General features: G+C 50.5%; 19 protein-coding genes. 5 read left to right on the forward strand and 14 right to left on the reverse strand.

Translation table 11 applies throughout. From position 1 onward, the window contains the following. Positions 1-2: 2 nt before the first annotated feature. Positions 3-653 (forward strand): phosphoribosylglycinamide formyltransferase, encoded by a 651-nt coding sequence (gene purN / locus ABYP33_RS01360; protein WP_373087482.1) that lies wholly within the window; start codon positions 3-5, stop codon positions 651-653. Further along, the gene (locus tag ABYP33_RS01365) at positions 607-1,470 is read left to right on the forward strand and encodes a DUF3108 domain-containing protein (protein ID WP_373087484.1); all 864 of its coding nucleotides are present in this window, start codon (positions 607-609) and stop codon (positions 1,468-1,470) included. Before purN ends, ABYP33_RS01365 begins: the two co-directional genes overlap by 47 nt. 497 nt (positions 1,471-1,967) lie before the next feature. Here ABYP33_RS01365 and ABYP33_RS01370 read toward each other — a convergent pair whose 3' ends face one another. From ABYP33_RS01370 to ABYP33_RS01385, 4 genes are read right to left on the reverse strand one after another with little or no spacing between them, the layout of a single operon-like run. Beyond that, entirely contained in the window at positions 1,968-2,444 is a 477-nt protein-coding gene (locus tag ABYP33_RS01370) for a periplasmic heavy metal sensor (RefSeq protein WP_373087486.1), read from the reverse strand. Then, complete coding sequence (locus ABYP33_RS01375) at positions 2,441-2,914, reverse strand: hypothetical protein (protein ID WP_373087488.1); 474 nt, start codon at positions 2,912-2,914, stop codon at positions 2,441-2,443. Before ABYP33_RS01375 ends, ABYP33_RS01370 begins: the two co-directional genes overlap by 4 nt. Next, positions 2,911-3,465 (reverse strand): RNA polymerase sigma factor, encoded by a 555-nt coding sequence (locus tag ABYP33_RS01380; protein ID WP_373087492.1) that lies wholly within the window; start codon positions 3,463-3,465, stop codon positions 2,911-2,913. The genes ABYP33_RS01375 and ABYP33_RS01380 overlap by 4 nt, the downstream gene beginning before the upstream one ends. A 37-nt stretch (positions 3,466-3,502) precedes the next feature. Further along, on the reverse strand, positions 3,503-3,928 hold the full coding sequence (locus ABYP33_RS01385; protein WP_373087494.1) for an EF-hand domain-containing protein: 426 nt from the start codon (positions 3,926-3,928) through the stop codon (positions 3,503-3,505). Between the two features lie 273 nt (positions 3,929-4,201). On the opposite strand from ABYP33_RS01385, the gene ABYP33_RS01390 reads away from it, so the two are divergent. Further along, positions 4,202-4,375 carry a hypothetical protein gene (locus tag ABYP33_RS01390; protein ID WP_373087496.1) on the forward strand — a complete coding sequence of 58 codons (174 nt, stop codon included), beginning with the start codon at positions 4,202-4,204 and terminating at the stop codon, positions 4,373-4,375. 413 nt (positions 4,376-4,788) lie between these two features. Here ABYP33_RS01390 and ABYP33_RS01395 read toward each other — a convergent pair whose 3' ends face one another. Together ABYP33_RS01395 and ABYP33_RS01400 are read right to left on the reverse strand one after the other, a co-directional pair. Continuing rightward, the gene (locus tag ABYP33_RS01395) at positions 4,789-5,463 is read right to left on the reverse strand and encodes an NUDIX domain-containing protein (protein WP_373087498.1); all 675 of its coding nucleotides are present in this window, start codon (positions 5,461-5,463) and stop codon (positions 4,789-4,791) included. 6 nt (positions 5,464-5,469) lie between these two features. Next, positions 5,470-6,315 (reverse strand): peroxiredoxin family protein, encoded by an 846-nt coding sequence (locus tag ABYP33_RS01400; RefSeq protein ID WP_373087501.1) that lies wholly within the window; start codon positions 6,313-6,315, stop codon positions 5,470-5,472. 261 nt (positions 6,316-6,576) lie between these two features. Here ABYP33_RS01400 and ABYP33_RS01405 point away from each other — a divergent pair, with 261 nt between their 5' ends. Together ABYP33_RS01405 and ABYP33_RS01410 are read left to right on the forward strand one after the other, a co-directional pair. Continuing rightward, complete coding sequence (locus ABYP33_RS01405; protein WP_373087503.1) at positions 6,577-7,980, forward strand: wax ester/triacylglycerol synthase family O-acyltransferase; 1,404 nt, start codon at positions 6,577-6,579, stop codon at positions 7,978-7,980. Between the two features lie 50 nt (positions 7,981-8,030). Beyond that, positions 8,031-10,019 carry an SDR family oxidoreductase gene (locus tag ABYP33_RS01410; RefSeq protein WP_373087505.1) on the forward strand — a complete coding sequence of 663 codons (1,989 nt, stop codon included), beginning with the start codon at positions 8,031-8,033 and terminating at the stop codon, positions 10,017-10,019. A gap of 72 nt (positions 10,020-10,091) precedes the next feature. Here the strand turns inward: ABYP33_RS01410 and chrA are convergent, their stop codons facing one another. The 8 genes from chrA to ABYP33_RS01450 all read right to left on the reverse strand — a co-directional run bounded on the left by chrA (position 10,092) and on the right by ABYP33_RS01450 (position 15,830). Continuing rightward, on the reverse strand, positions 10,092-11,261 hold the full coding sequence (gene chrA / locus ABYP33_RS01415) for a chromate efflux transporter (protein ID WP_373087507.1): 1,170 nt from the start codon (positions 11,259-11,261) through the stop codon (positions 10,092-10,094). 66 nt (positions 11,262-11,327) lie between these two features. Further along, entirely contained in the window at positions 11,328-13,160 is a 1,833-nt protein-coding gene (locus tag ABYP33_RS01420) for a DEAD/DEAH box helicase (RefSeq protein WP_373087509.1), read from the reverse strand. Between the two features lie 168 nt (positions 13,161-13,328). Further along, positions 13,329-13,715: an acyl-CoA thioesterase gene (locus ABYP33_RS01425; RefSeq protein WP_373087511.1), complete on the reverse strand. Its 387-nt coding sequence runs from the start codon at positions 13,713-13,715 to the stop codon at positions 13,329-13,331. A gap of 38 nt (positions 13,716-13,753) precedes the next feature. Next, a complete protein-coding gene (locus ABYP33_RS01430; RefSeq protein ID WP_373087514.1) occupies positions 13,754-14,023 on the reverse strand; it encodes a hypothetical protein in 270 nt (89 codons plus the stop codon). Between the two features lie 26 nt (positions 14,024-14,049). Further along, on the reverse strand, positions 14,050-14,667 hold the full coding sequence (locus ABYP33_RS01435) for a hemolysin III family protein (protein ID WP_373087517.1): 618 nt from the start codon (positions 14,665-14,667) through the stop codon (positions 14,050-14,052). A gap of 192 nt (positions 14,668-14,859) precedes the next feature. Beyond that, complete coding sequence (locus tag ABYP33_RS01440) at positions 14,860-15,156, reverse strand: hypothetical protein (protein WP_373087519.1); 297 nt, start codon at positions 15,154-15,156, stop codon at positions 14,860-14,862. 129 nt (positions 15,157-15,285) lie between these two features. Next, a complete protein-coding gene (locus ABYP33_RS01445; RefSeq protein ID WP_373087521.1) occupies positions 15,286-15,642 on the reverse strand; it encodes an amidohydrolase family protein in 357 nt (118 codons plus the stop codon). Further along, entirely contained in the window at positions 15,639-15,830 is a 192-nt protein-coding gene (locus ABYP33_RS01450) for a hypothetical protein (RefSeq protein ID WP_373087523.1), read from the reverse strand. The genes ABYP33_RS01445 and ABYP33_RS01450 overlap by 4 nt, the downstream gene beginning before the upstream one ends. Between the last annotated feature and the right edge of the window lie 24 nt (positions 15,831-15,854).

Below are 15,854 nucleotides of genomic sequence, written 5' to 3' on the forward strand. Positions count from 1 at the left end.
TTATGCCCTGCAAACTTATCATACTGCTCTCGGGTAGCGGCTCTAACCTCCAGGCATTTATCGATGCCAGCAGAGACGGCCGGCTACCCAACGTCGAGATTTGCGCGGTCATCAGCAATAAGGCGCGAGCCTTTGGCCTGGAACGCGCCAAACAAGCCGGCATCACTACCGCTTGTATCGACCACACCCAATTCGCCAGTCGCGAAGCCTTCGATGCCGACCTGCAAGCCTGCATAGATAGCTATCACGCCGACTTGGTGGTACTCGCTGGCTTTATGCGCATCCTTACCCCGGGTTTTGTTCGCCACTACCTGGGGCGGCTTATTAATATCCACCCCTCTTTATTACCTAAATACCCTGGTCTGCATACCCACCAGCGTGCGCTCGATGCGGGTGACCGTGAAGCGGGCGCCACTGTTCACTTCGTCACCGAAGAATTAGACGGCGGCCCCGCCATAATTCAGGCAAAAATACCGGTATTTCCTGGCGACGATGCTGCAGCACTTGCGACTCGGGTACTGTCCAAAGAGCATACAATCTACCCCTTGGCTGCGCGATGGTTTGCTGAGGGACGCTTAGTTTTACAAGACTCAAAGGCGGTATTCGATGAGCAAGTCTTACCCGAAACAGGCATTCTTTTTCCGCAAGAATAGCCTACTCTTACTAGTATTTTTCACCCTTGCAAGCCACGCATTTGCAAGCGGTGGCGGCATAAGCGCCATTCACGACACGGCCCCCAAAATGCTGGTTCCCGTCCCACCCGCTAAAACCGCGCTAATAAACGCCGAACCCACTAAAGCGGAATCTGTTAACCCCCCAGCCGCGCAAACAAGCAAAATTCTACCTTACGAAGCTGAATACAAAATTAGCAGTAATAGCCTAACCACCACAGCCACTCGCAGCTTAAGCAAACAAGGCAATAACTGGCGGCTATCCCAACACGCCAAATTGATGTTTATCAAAGTCAGCGAAGAAAGCATCATTGAAGACGGTACCATGGGACTGCGACCACTGCGCTATGAATACAATAATAGTTTCAGCGGCAAGCAAGACCAAAAGATTAATTTTGACTGGCCTCGCGCCCTCGCCACCGATAAAAAATACCGTAAACCATGGTCGGCACCGCTAACGGCAGGCACCTTTGACCAACTCAGCGCCCAACTGCAAATGCGCCAGGCATTAATTTCTGGCCGCTTTGATACCACCATGGTGCAAACCGTGGTCAACCGCGGCAAACACAAAACCTACCAAGTAGAAAAAATGGGTGAAGAAATCATCGACAGCCCAGTTGGCACATTAAATACCGTGAAGCTACGCCGCAGCCGTGAAGGCAGCGACAGCGAAACCATCGTGTGGCTGGCGAAAGATTGGAATTACCTGATCGTTCGGCTTGAACAAACCGACGAAGATGATACCTACTCACTAGAGTTACTCAGCGCGACCGTTAACGGTAAAGAAGTTAAGGGCTAGTTGCTGAGCGATAAAAAGCGTTACCTATGTGATCCGTTTGTACCCTACAACATGGATACCTGCCTACACAGGTATAACTACCCAGCATTTAGTCGTCCGTTAAAAACCAGATTCACACTGAAATAGCAGTTTATTTTTAGATGTTAAGAATTGCACGATTTCTACATAATTGGTGTAAATACTGGGCATTGTGAGCGTCGTACTTATGAAGCCAAAGACACAAGAAATACCCCCTACCTTCAGGCCACATTATTAGTGCAAACCGCTTTACAGCAAGAGTGGCTTCACGAACACAGCAAGAGAAAGTCTTTAAACGGACTAAGCTACTATATGCTCAGCGCCACGCCACCCAAGAATGGCCGAAAAGTGCGCGCATCGCAAACATGCTTACTAAAGGAGCTAACACATGACTAAGATCACCCCGTCACGCACTTGCTCGCTAACAAAAGCACCAAAACTTGTTGACTACTTACCAAGCACTACGTTGGCACACTAAGCTACATCCCTGCCTCGCGGACTCTCCTATCACCACCATGGGCATCGCCGCCATGACGCCGCATCATGTCCGCCTTGGCAAAGTGCAAACGCTGATCAACGGGCATCTGCGGTAAGACTTCCGCCAGTACCTGATGGCTGACTTTTTTCAAATTCATTTCCGCCTCGCGAATTTGCGCTAACGCTTGATTTAACTCGTCGGTAGTGACCCCTGGCATTTTTAATATTTTAAACATATCTCGTCGCGCGCTGCGCATGTACCGGAACGCATTGCGCATTTCACCGCGGTGAGCCTCCATCGCATTACGCATTGGCTCAGCAAATTCGCTGGGTTCATCGCGCAGCAGTTGCCGAGTCATGCCATGCATGGCACGGCGATCTTCCCCCGCCATACGATGGCCGACAAACAAACCAATCAGCGCGCCGTTCACAATCAGTGATGCTAACAAGGCAAATAAAATCCCTCGCTTAGATGTCATTGGATATCTCCCGCAAGCCAGTCACTCACTTCGTATGTCATTGAGGTCTCTAGGTAAGCGACATCGGAATCGGTAAATTCAGCCACGTAACCACCCGCACCCAATGCTACCCCTAATACGGCAGATGCCATCGCAGAAGCACAGCTGATTTGCCAGAAAGGCATTTTCGCCTTCATCACCCCCGACTCAGATGCTAATCCAGTACGGCACTGGGGCTGCGCAGTAATTGTGTGCAAACGCCGCGTCATTACACTGCTGACAGTCAACTCCGCTATGCCATCAACATAAGTCTGGGCCAGCGCGGTGTCTGCAGCATTCACTTTGCGCTGCGCGGCCTGCCAATCTTGCCGGCAAGCATCGCTAAGCGCGATGCATATACTGAGCAAAAATTGGCGCCAGCGAGGCCATGTATTGCGGTTACTGCCAAAATTCCGCAGTGTATTGGCCAAGAATTTTTGCATTATATTCACTCGCCACCTCCCAAATTTTGCTTTAACTGAGCTTTAGCCCGCCCTAACTGCGATTCGACCGCCTTGGCGGATATCCCCATAATTTCAGCGATGTCTTTGACCGCTAAATCGCGATAAAACCGAAATGCTAGCACCGCCCGATAGTTGGCGGGCAAGCTAGCTAAGGCACGCAACAAAGTATTATCGTTCATCCCCAGTAGAGGCATACTGACTTCGGCATCAGCATCCACGCTCGCGGCATCACACTCAGCCATGAGTAAATCTTCATTCAGCACATAGCGCTGCTGTACTCGCTGACGAAAATTAATCGCCAAGTTATTTGCTACACGATATAGCCAAGTTGTTAGTTTGGCGTCATCACGCCACTGTGGGGCTTGCCGCCACAGCCGCTCGAAGACCTCTTGACAGAGGTCTTCGGCGTCATCACGAGACAGTACAATGCGGTACAAGACATTAAGCACCAATTTGCTGTGTCGACTAAGCAAGCTTGCAAATGCTTGCTGATCGCCACCGGCAAGCCGGCGCATTAACTCACTGTCGTCGATCAGCATTCAGCGAGAATCTGCGACGGCGCAATGATTGAGCAACTTAATTCCCCCGCTTTTCGCGCATAGCCGACCGCATTTCACGGCGACTAACCTCGCCATCACCGTCAGCATCCAGCAGCTCAATTTTTTGTCCTGCCTCGCGAGAGAACTCATCAGCAGAGATCATACCGTCGCCATTGCTATCAGTCTTGGCAAAACGCGCCTTGGCCTTTTCCTCGTGCATTTTTTGTCGCTTCGCCGCCATCTTCGCTCGCACCGCCGCCGCTTCGGCCTCGGTCACAAAGCCATCACCATTTAAGTCCATTTTTTTAAACATGCCTTGGCGATGTTCCAGCATTTCAGCTGTAGTAACAACACCGTCGAGATTCAGATCAGGATTGTGATGACGACCAGGACCGTCACCAGCCTGAACCGCCACGCTAGAGGCGCTCAGCAATGCGGCACACAAGATTAATTTCGTATTCATAATAAGGTACTCCAACAAAGAAATAGTAGATTGCTACGGCCGTATTGATTAAACACCTGAGACCCAAAAATCCCTCGCGGTTAATTTTGGCAGCTTGTCTGATGCAGACCACTAGCCCTCATGAAGCTCAAAATGCGTTAAACTAAAGCGCAAATCTAATTTAACTCAATGACTTGAAGCCCCTGTTAGGGTAACAAGGGCACACATCGGCCACCATCAGCCCAGAGCTAAATAATAGAAATGCGAACAGAATATCCCTAACCTAGGATTGTTATGCCTGTACGCCTCACCGCCACAATCGCAGCTTTACTTTCTTATTTATGGGTTTCTCATTATTCCTTTGCCGAAAGCAGCTATGCACTGCGCGGCCCCATTGAAGCCAGCCTCGCCGACGAGACCATAATAAGAACACCGTCGCTCAACGATCACAATGATGGCTATATGTGACTAGACGCAATGTGCGCGATCCGCACAACGCCTCCGAATATTGGCATTGACGCACAAACACGCCCTAGGCACAGCTGCTACCGAGGCTGGCACTCGCGCACATTGAGACGGAAAACAGCTCCAATAGCCGCGCCACACGAAAGTTGGCCCCCGGGGCTTAATACAGCTAATGCCGTTCTGCCGAGATGTACCGGGTCATTCAAGTGACACGCTATTCAAACTACAACCAATACTCGTTATGGATGTAAAATCTTCGAGCACTATCTGGATCGCGCGAATGGCGATGTTAGTCGCGCCCTCGCCCGCTACAACGGTTCGGTAGGCACATTAAAATATGCCTATAAAGTAATCAAAAATTGGCGACGCGTTGATGCCACACTCCCTCTCGACTCGGCGCGAGTACTCGTCCAGCGCTAGGCCTCACAAAAGTCGTAACGCCAAACCCCAGATTCTAAGTAACAGCGGTTTTTAGCACCCTTCGCAGTAGGGTCAATCGCGTCGTAGCCGGCATCCCCCCCGTAAAGCATACATATAACGTCGTTGTGCTTCGAGATCCGCGGGGCAATAAAGGGCACTGGCCGCTCACCGTAAAACCGTTGCGCCTCAGCGGCGCTATTACAACGATCCAATTCGTCGAGGGTGACCACCGTCGGTGGCAATAAGGCAAGTTCACCGCGCCGATGCTGCACTAAAAATTCGCCTGGACTTGCCCAGCAATAAGCGTCCATTTCCTCGCCATCAACAAGCACCTCGGGTAAGTCGTGATTCACCACCGCAAGATAAAACCACGTCGCAAACCGTCGCCCCATGGTTGGCGGGGTAGTCCAATGAGACAAAAACACGAGGGACTCTGGATTGAGTACCAAGCCCGATTCTTCTTGTGTTTCGCGAAGCGCCGCAACACGAGCAGCCTGCTCATCGTCACTGCCCCCCCGGTAGTCTTCGGGATCTATTCGGCCACCGGGAAACACCCAGTGCCCTCCGCTCACCTTCAATTGACTGTGGCGACGTAGCAATAAGGTTTCAATACCCGCCTCGCCATCACGAACGATTACGGCAGTTGCCGCCGCACTTATCTCTGAACTCATATTGAATTACCACATGCCGTCGAGGGCGTTTATCAATGTTTGTACTCTTGGTCGGACCCTAAAATTGTCGGTTAAATCGGCGTATACAATGCTGCCATTTTCATCCACAATCAAAGTGGTCGGCAACACCGTATCACTTCCGTAACCCCATACCCAAAGTGGCACGCCATATTGGTGGACGATGCCCAAACGTTTAGCAGCACGATTATCTTTATCAACGCAAACTTGCATAGCGGTATTTAGGTGCTCAGCCAATTCAGCGCTCTTTTTCGGCGATTGTGGACTAATTAAGACCACCGCAACCCCACGACGCTGAATTTCTTGATATTCCTCAGCCAAGGCCTGAATTTGCGCGTAGCAAACCGGACACCAATTGCCGCGATAAAAAATGTAGAGTGTTTTACGCCCCAGAAATGCAGATGAATGAAGCTCGTCACCCGCGATGGTTTGAACCGTAAACTCAGGTAGTTTTGCGCCCATTTTAAGGACCGGGTTATCTCGTCGATCTAGATCAGAATACCAAAAAATATAGATCAGCACGCCACCAAGACCAAAAAATAAAGTATAAAACGTCGGCAGCAAGCGCATTTCAATAATCGCCAGAACCGCACCAAGCAAGGCCGCTACGATAGGGAGCACAATATAATTACTGATACCCGACCAGGGCAAAAAGTAGGCAATTGCCATAAACAGCACCAAGGGCGCGATGGCGACACTCACCCCCAGCCACGACCAGCTAAAGGCATTAGCACTTAGGTGATACGATGCACTTTGCACGGTCACTATTATGCACATAAACAGATACGGAATAGCATACCAACGCTTAATGTGGCCTAGCAGGGCCTTTATCATTTTTTATTATCCCCACTATTCACCCCAACCCCTCACCCACACTGTTAAATAGGCTTATTGTGGGTTAGCTTTAGAAAATCAGGTCCGCCGCAGATTGACCTAAAATATTTTGCCCACAAAAAAGCGGCAATAGCTACGAAAAACATTAGGACATAGACTAGTAGCGTATTCAAATTAAATAGCGGGCAGCGCAATAAGTTAAGGCTATAATTTAAAACATGTAACTATATAATTTTTGTAAACACAGGGTGTGAATACCGTATGGCAAAACTTTCAGTGATGGATCTGGCTTTTTTCCTAACCGAAACCGACGCAAGTCCAAAGCATGTGGGCGGTTTATTGATGTTTCGCAAACCAGCGAAGGCGGCCGCTAATTACGTTGAGCACGTTGTTGCCGAGTATGCAGGTAATATTAACGAAATTCGCGCCCCCTTTAACCAGATCATAAAATTTAGCCGTTTTAGCGCGCCGCAGTGGCAAATCGATAATCAGTTCAATATTGAAAACCACGTTTTTTTCCACACTCTAAGTGGCGACGATTTCCGTGACAGCCTGTATGCCGAGGTAAGCGAGCTACACAGCATTCGTCTCGACAAAAGCCGCCCAATGTGGGAAATGCATGTATTTCAAGGCATCGATGACCAACGCTTTGCTATCTACACCAAACTCCACCACGCCTACGCGGACGGCGTTACTATGTCCTCATGGCTGGTCAATAGCCTAAGCAAATCGGCGCGCACCAAGTCAGTTACGCCAATCTGGTCGGTTTTACCCCAAAAGCGCCTGCAGCACACCGCCGACAGTATCTCGATCATGAAAGTCTTAAGCCAGCTCGGTGGCCGTTCAGGAGACTATATCAAAGCCATTGCAGGCCTCTCTAAGCTCAGTGCCCAGCTGGCTCTAGAGGCCCTAAATCTCACCAAAAACGCGGTTGCTGTTCCCTATAAAGCGAACCCCCACACCCCGCTCACCGGCCAAGTAAGCGCTGGTCGCCAAATTGCCACTGCGGCAGTCGACATGACTCGAGTTACCAAACTGCGCAAGCAAACTCGGTCGACCCTAAATCACATTGCGCTAACGTGTATTGACGGCGCACTGCATCGCTATTTACAAGATTGCGATGCCGATATCGATGAACCCATCACCATTCAGATGCCCGTCAATTTGCGCAAGAGCGGCGATAACAGCCTTGGCAATAAAATTGGCATAGTCTTGGTTGAACTGGCGAATAAAACGACTGACCCCTATGAGCGTTTGCGGGAGATTGGCTTTACCCTTCGCAATGTTCGCTACCAGATTGACGGCGTGCCACCCGCCTCGGTGATGGCCTATACTGTTTTATTAGGTGGACTTTCGCTGGTAGGCGAAGCACTTAAATTAGGCGACGTGCTGCCGCCACTGGGCAATACCTTGGTGTCTAACGTGCCTGGGCCACCAAAGCCCTTGTACCTAAAAGGCGCCAAACTCGACGAAATGTACCCTCTTAGCGCCCTAACACCCAGCAACCACTTGAATATTACGCTATACAGTTATGGTGGCCGTTTACAATTTGGTCTAGTTGCCAGTCAAGCGATGCCAAACCTTGATATTCTCAGTGATTACATTCACGATGCATTTGACGACTTGGAAGAGGCGGTATCCCCTCATCAAGGCACATTAAACTAAGAATAATAGATTTACTCAGCACTGATTTCAAAAGACCTGGAGATTCACCTATGAGTTATTTTGTTACCGGCGGAACCGGCTTTATTGGTCGCTTTCTTATTGAACGGCTCGCCAAGCGCAAGGGTACCATTTATATTTTAGTGCGCCGAAGCTCCAAGCAAAAATACAAAGATCTGCTGCAAAAAACCGGACTAAGTAGCGACCGATTGGTTGCCGTGTACGGCGATTTATCCAAAGCCAAGCTCGGTATTAGCGCCAAAGACATGGCCAACCTTAAAGGCTCTGTTAAGCAGTTCTACCACCTTGCTGCCATCTACGACCTCAAGGCCGATGCCGAAAGCCAAGAAATTGCCAATATTCAAGGCACCAAAAATGCAATAGCGGCAGCCGAGGCCATGGACGCTAAATGCTTCCACCTTGCCAGCTCCATTGCCGCCGCAGGTATGTATCGCGGCGTATTCCGCGAAGACATGTTCGAGGAAGCCAGGGGCTTGGACCACGCCTACTTTCGCACCAAGCACGTTTCTGAGGGGCTGGTGCGCAGCGAGTGCAAAATTCCCTACCGCATCTACCGTCCAGCAATGGTCGTCGGCGATTCTAAAACTGGTGAAATCGACAAAATCGACGGACCTTATTACTTTTTCAAGCTGTTGCAAAAGCTCCGCAATCGCCTACCCCAGTGGCTACCGCTGATCGGTATCGAAGGCGGCCAAATGAACATTGTACCGGTCGACTACGTCGCCGATGCAATGGACTTTTTGTCACACAAGGCCGGCATAGACGGACGCTGCTTTCATTTAGTGAACCCCGCGTCTCAGCAAGTTGGCGAAGTGCTTAACATCTTCTCTAAAGCGGCCCACGCGCCACGTTTTGCGCTGCGCATCGACATGCGGATGTTTGCCTTTATTCCCGCTTCAATCCTCAACTTAGTAAAAGGCCTGCCGCCCGTGCGCCGCATTATCAATGCGGTATTAGCCGACTACGGCATTCCCCGCGATGCGGTTAGCTTTATGAATATGCCCACCCGCTTCGAGACCCGTGACACGCTCAAAGCACTTAAGGGCAGCGGCATTGAGCCGCCAGCGCTGGAAGACTACGCGGCGAAGATTTGGGACTACTGGGAGCGCAATCTCGACCCTGATCTATTTAAAGATCGCTCACTGCGCGGCAACGTCAAAGACAAAGTCATTGTTATTACCGGCGCGTCGTCTGGTATTGGTAAAGCAGCGTCACTGAAATTGGCCGCTGCTGGTGCCAAGGTTATTTTGGTTGCCCGCTCAGTAGACAAACTGGAAGAAACCCAAAAGGAAATTGCTGAAAAAGGCGGTACCAGCTTTGCTTATAGCTGCGATGTTGCTGACCTAACCTCCTGCGACAAGCTGGTTGCCAACCTGATCGAAAACCACGGTCAAGTCGATGTACTGGTCAACAACGCCGGACGCTCGATTCGTCGCTCACTCGAGCTAACCTTTGAACGTTTCCATGACTTTGAGCGCACCATGCAGCTCAATTACTTTGGCGCTATTCGCCTGATTATGGGCTTGGCACCATCAATGCTGGAACGCAAGGCGGGTCACGTGATCAATATTTCATCGATTGCGGTTATTGTCGGCACCTCACCGCGCTTCTCGGCTTATGCGGCATCGAAGTCAGCACTGGATGCGTTCTCACGCAGTGCGGCTGCAGAGTTTTCGGATCGCAATATTGCCTTTACTACCATCAATATGCCGTTGGTAAGAACCCCGATGATTGGGCCAACCTCAATCTACAACTCGGTACCAACCTTGTCGCCAGAAGAAGCCGCCGACATGATTTGTGACGCCATTATCCGTCGACCCAAGCGTATCGCGACCGGCCTGGGAATTACCGCACAAGTGCTCAATGCGATCATGCCGAAAGCGGTAGAGATCACCATGAACACCGTGTTCCGCACCTTCCCGGACTCATCTGCGGCGAAGGGTGAAGGCGACGCAACCTCACCCGAAGTGTCTACCGAACAAATGGCACTGGCGGCGGTATTGAAGGGTGTCCACGTCTAAGGCTATGATCGTGTTATAGCTTACGACTTAAAGGGGGGCTTTTGCCCTCCTTTTTTATGTCTAGTCGACCAACTAAATAACCCAGGTGCCCAGTAACCCAGAAGGGAAATAGTCAACAAAACGCACCGCCCCATAAACAGAAAAAATCGCTATTATCCAAATAATTGGTATTTTTTTGCTGCGCAGCACAAATAAGCCGCCAATCCCGAGGAGTATCGACACTGGGTCTCTAGGTGCATTACTCAACACCGGATCGACCCACGCGGCCACTAACATTCCAACCGCAACAGCGTTAACCCCTGCAATAGCCGCCACAACCCGGCCATGCTGGGCGAGTTGCCGCCACACCCCACTCACCCCCGTCAGCAATAAAAAGCCTGGCAGAAACACCGCCAAAGTCGCTATGAGCGCACCGCCCAATGCCATATCAGGCCGGAGCGTGGCCCCGAGATAACTCGCAAAAGAAAACATTGGCCCGGGCACCGCTTGCGCGGCGGCATAGCCAAATAAAAAGCTGTCCTTACTGACATTGTCGCCAATGAAGGACTCCAACAGCGGTAACACGACATGGCCACCCCCAAACACAAAGCTGCCAGCCTGATAAAAGATACCAAACACGCTCTGCGGAAACAGCAGGCCAAGTAACAATAAACCGCCAAAGCTCAAAAGACAGATCAACGCCGAAGGTGTAAAGGTGACTTTTGCCAGCGTAACGCTGGGCTGCCCTCGCGCCGCCATCCAAAGTGCCGCACCTAGCAATAAGGCAAACTGACACAAGGGGTGCATCGCAAACAATAAAACCAGAGCACTTATCATCGTAATCACGATTGTTGTTAGCTGCCGACAAAACTGCCCAGCCATACTCCAAATAGCGTCGGCCACCACGACCACGGCCAAGAGCTTTAAACCGCTAATAATGCCATGCGCCCAGCTGTCTTCAGGAAGAGCCGTTTGCCATATGGCTAGACCAAGCATGAGCAAGAAAGAAGGCAGGGTAAAACCAAGGAACGCTGCAATGCCCGCAGCAACCCCACCGCGCTGGCAGCCAATTGCGAAGCCAAGCTGACTAGAAGCCGGGCCGGGAAGAAACTGACTTAAGGCGAGATGCGCGGCGAAATCTTGTTCACTGAGCCACGCTTTTTGCTCAACAAACACCCGCCGAAAATAGCCAATGTGTGCCGCAGGGCCACCAAAGCTAATACAACCGAGATAAAGGAAGTTGAAAAAAACCTGAAGAATCACGCTTAAACTCTCTGGCTGGGCTCTGGGTTAGAGTAGCCAAAGAGTCTAAGGTATAACGCGTAAAGCTTAAACCTTGCCGCGCTTTTCTCTCGTGCCAGTCAGCGCTGGTTTAGCTGAGCCCGGCTTTGCATTTGCTGATTTTGCCGCCGCATTTGACACTCTGGGCTTGGCCTTAACCGGCTTGCGCCCCGCCTTGTCACCGCCGGGCTTACCACGCGGCTTGCGCGGGCGCTCTCGGTCGTCAATAGGCATATCACCGCCTTCGTGCACGGAGATATTCAGCACTTGACCTGCGACCCGAGTAGTACGTAAACACTGAACCACGTCATCAGGCATTTCTTTCGGAAGATCTACCGTAGTGAACTCAGGGTAAATCGAGATACGGCCAATATTCGCACTATCGATATTGGCTTCGTTAGCGATGGCGCCAACAATATTACCAGCACTCACACCGTGCTGACGACCGACTTCAATGCGGTAGCGCTGCATGCCAGTATCTGGCCTGCGCGACATACCTCCGGGCTTATCACGACTTTGCGGACGATCCGTCATCATCTTGGGTGCGTCTTTTACCAGTAAAGGCTTATCACCTTGCAACTGACTAGCGAGCGCAGCGGCAACATCAATTTCAGACACATCGTGTTTAGCGACGTATTCCTGCAGCATTTTACGGAAAAAGCTCAAATCGGTACCGGCAAGGGTATCGGTGATCTTCTGCATAAAGCGATCAACACGCAGGGCATTGATGTTCTCAGCACTGGGCAAGCCCATTTCTTCAATAGACTGTCGGGTGGCGCGCTCAATGGCTTGCAACATACGCTTTTCGCGTGGCGCCACAAACAAGATTGCATCACCGCTACGACCGGCGCGGCCAGTACGACCAATACGGTGTACATAAGCTTCAGTGTCATGGGGAATATCGTAGTTAATAACATGGCTAATACGCTCAACGTCAAGGCCACGAGCCGCCACGTCAGTCGCAATAACAATATCTAAGCGGCCATTTTTAAGCTGCTCTACAGTGCGCTCGCGCTGGGCTTGGGCAATATCACCGTTCAACGCAGCTGCAGCGTAGCCACGAGCTTGGAGCTTTTCAGCCAGCTCGGTGGTAACCAATTTGGTTCGCACAAAGATAATCATGCCATCAAAAGGTTCGGCTTCCAGAATACGAGTCAATGCATCCAGTTTATTCAGGCCCCGCGCCATCCAATAACGCTGACGAATAGTAATCGCCGTCGAGGTTTTAGCCTGAATAGTGACTTGCTCAGGGTTAGTCAAATACGTTGTGGCAATACGGCGAATCGCTGACGGCATGGTTGCCGAAAACAGGGCAATTTGGCGCTTAGCGGGCATTTGTGACATAACCCACTCAACATCGTCAATAAAGCCCATACGCAACATTTCGTCAGCTTCGTCGAGAACCAGATTAGTCAAATCATCTAATTTCAAGGTGCCGCGACGCATATGATCCATTACCCGGCCGGGAGTACCAACCACCACCTGCACGCCGCGCTTTAGCGCCGCCAATTGTCCGCGGTAATCTTGTCCACCGTAGATTGGCAGCACATTAAACCCAGGTAGGTTTGCCGCATAGCTCTGCAGTGCCTCCGCAACCTGAATAGCAAGCTCACGGGTCGGCGCCAATATTAAGGCTTGAGTACGACGACTATTTACGTCGAGACGCGACAACAGTGGCAAGGCAAAAGCCGCCGTTTTACCCGTACCGGTTTGCGCCTGACCGACAACATCTCTGCCGGCAAGAATAAGGGGGATAGTCGCCGCCTGAATTGGCGAGGGAATTTCGTAACCAACGGCCTTTACTGCAGCCAAAATAAGGGGCGCAAGGCCTAAATCATCAAAAGTAATTGTATCCGCTGCCGCGGGTGTATCTGAGGGCATAATCGCTACCGTAGGAATCAAGAGTCGCCGCAACATTTGACCCCATTCGGCCGAACGCAGCCAATGGCGTTGAGGCGGCATTATACCGGCATGAGGCGACAATTACCGCGAAACCTTTGGCCTTTTTTGGCATTAAGCGGCGTACCTCACCACCCTAAAGCGAAAATATCAGCTCAGTTTTTGTAATTCAGCGCGTATATCAGCCGGAATGTCTAATTTCTGCTGGGTATTATAATCAAAAAATATCATCACTGCCGAGCCTGTGGCCGTTTTTAGATCTCGCTGCCATAACTCGTGCTCAACCACGAACGAAGACTGACCAATATGGCCAATACGTGTACGAACCTGGGCAGGGTATTCATAATAAGTTTGCGCTAAAAAATCAACATCAATTTTACGCAGAATTAAATTCCATTTAGCGAGATCTAAACTGGGGTTAAAAATCTGAAAAACCTCGCTGCGGGCAGACTCAAACCACATCGGCAACACAGTATTATTAATGTGCCCCATGGCATCGGTTTCACAAAACCTTGGACTTACTTCACACAACAACATTCACAATACTCACTTCAAACAATTACGCTGCGACGCGCTTATTGCGCCAACCAGCGCCACACCATACACAACCAAAGCACATAGGCTACGACCACTGCCGGGTAGGTTTTATCAGCAATATCGGCCGCCGCAAATTTTTGCCTGCCCACATACAGCATCGCAAGGGCGACCAGGCCCTGAATTAGAATTAATACCGCCGCGTGGGGCCAAGCGTAGTCATGCTCAGCGAGGCTAATTGGCTCGACCAAGGCTACCACGATAAAGAATAGATTGATAACACCGAATACCGCCAAAACCTTAAATCGCAACAGTTAACCCCTAATAAATAGCATAACTAGGCAACATAATAATAAATGCTACAATAGTGCAGCACACTGCCCACCAAAACAAAAAGATGCCAAACACCATGAAAGTGCGCAATTTTATTATCTAAAACATAGAACACAATACCACCAGTGTAAGCGAGCCCACCGGCAAGTAATAAATTAAAGCCGGCGGGAGCGAGCACGGCGCCAAGAGGCTTAATCAAAAACAAGGCCAACCACCCCATTAGCAGGTACACCGCAATTGACCAAAACCGTCGGCTCGCTTTAGGCACGCACTCTAGCAACATGCCGAGGGCCGCCAGCGACCAAATCACACCAAACATCCACCAGCCAACACTCTCGCGCAAACTGACGAGCAGAAATGGCGTATAGGTACCAGCAATTAGTAAATATATGGCCAAATGGTCGAGCTGACGAAACAAGGCTTTTCGTGGACCACGGCAGCTGTGGTACAAGGTAGAAAAGCCATAGAGCGCAAGCAAGGAAATACTGTAAATAGCATAAGCCAGCATCGCCCACCCGTCGCCTGCCACAACCGCAGGCCACAATAGCAACAGACTGCCAATTAGCGCGGCAACCACCCCGGCTAAATGTGTAAAACTATTAAAGCGCTCACCTTTGTACACGATACAAAACCACTCATATTCGCCCGAATGACGCGCACTATCGCCTAATTAAGCGCTTAGCGCGAGTCTTAATAGCAACTGATTTTACCGGCGAAAAGGCACTAAACCCAAACGAAAAAACACGGGCCAGGTAAAGGGAAAGCGGGAGATAAAAGGGTCATAAATAACGACTGACTTAGAAGCGACCAAACACTATCCGCTCTGCTGCCTATCTAACGATTTTTGCGCAAGCTCGCCCACGCCTTCAAATAGGATTTCAACGTGAAGTGCGCCATTGGTATTCACCACTTTGCGAATACGGATATCACCTAGCCGACCATCGCGCAGACGAATACTGTAGTCACTGCCGTTAAGCAGTTCGCTAATTTGCTTATTTAGGTGTAGACAGCCGCCCCAGCGCACAAAATTACCGCCAGCGTTTATATACATGGGCACGTCCGCCAATAACTCGCGGTCCCCCAAAAGCACACTGCCATGAGTCAAGTCCATTGACTACCTCCGCATTCACTGCGACAACCATCCGATACGTACTTTACCGGATAGCAACGCAACCACTAATTGATGTAGTTATAACACATAATCTGCCAAACAGGGCCAAAAACCCTAGACTAAACATGGTTATTCCACCCTGACTTCATAACCAAACAATCTTAGCCTAAAGCTTAATCTGCCAAACCCCAGTAACGCCGCGGCATTTCCACGCATTACCTTTCTAATTTGCGCATCATTAACGCCATCCATTTCATCCATCATCTCGACGGCCCACTGCAAACCCTCAGGGTACGGATAGTCGGAGCCATTCACAATCGCCTCAATACCTGCCGCCTCTGCAATTAGTGAAAAGCCACCTTCATGGAAGGGCACAATTTTGAAATGACACTTAAATGCCGCACTCGGCAAGTACGGCCTATCAAAGGCAAAGCAGATTTCGTGGTCGCCCCAGCGGTAAATGTTTTCAGCAAGCGTGATAATCACGCCGCACCGAACTCCACAATGAGGAACTGCCATTGAGGAAAACGGCCGAATACGTTTTGAAATATCGTCGCCGCGATCTGATCGACCACGGTGCGCTCGCCCATGCCCACATAGGTATTAAAGACACTCAAGCGATGAAATGGCGGATTCGCAGGCTCACCCCCGCGGCGCGGCGTACATTTCAGCAAACAGCCCACTGCCAATATGACAGA

It is taken from the genome of Zhongshania sp. (assembly GCF_041584495.1).
Classification (GTDB): Bacteria; Pseudomonadota; Gammaproteobacteria; order Pseudomonadales; family Spongiibacteraceae; genus Spongiibacter.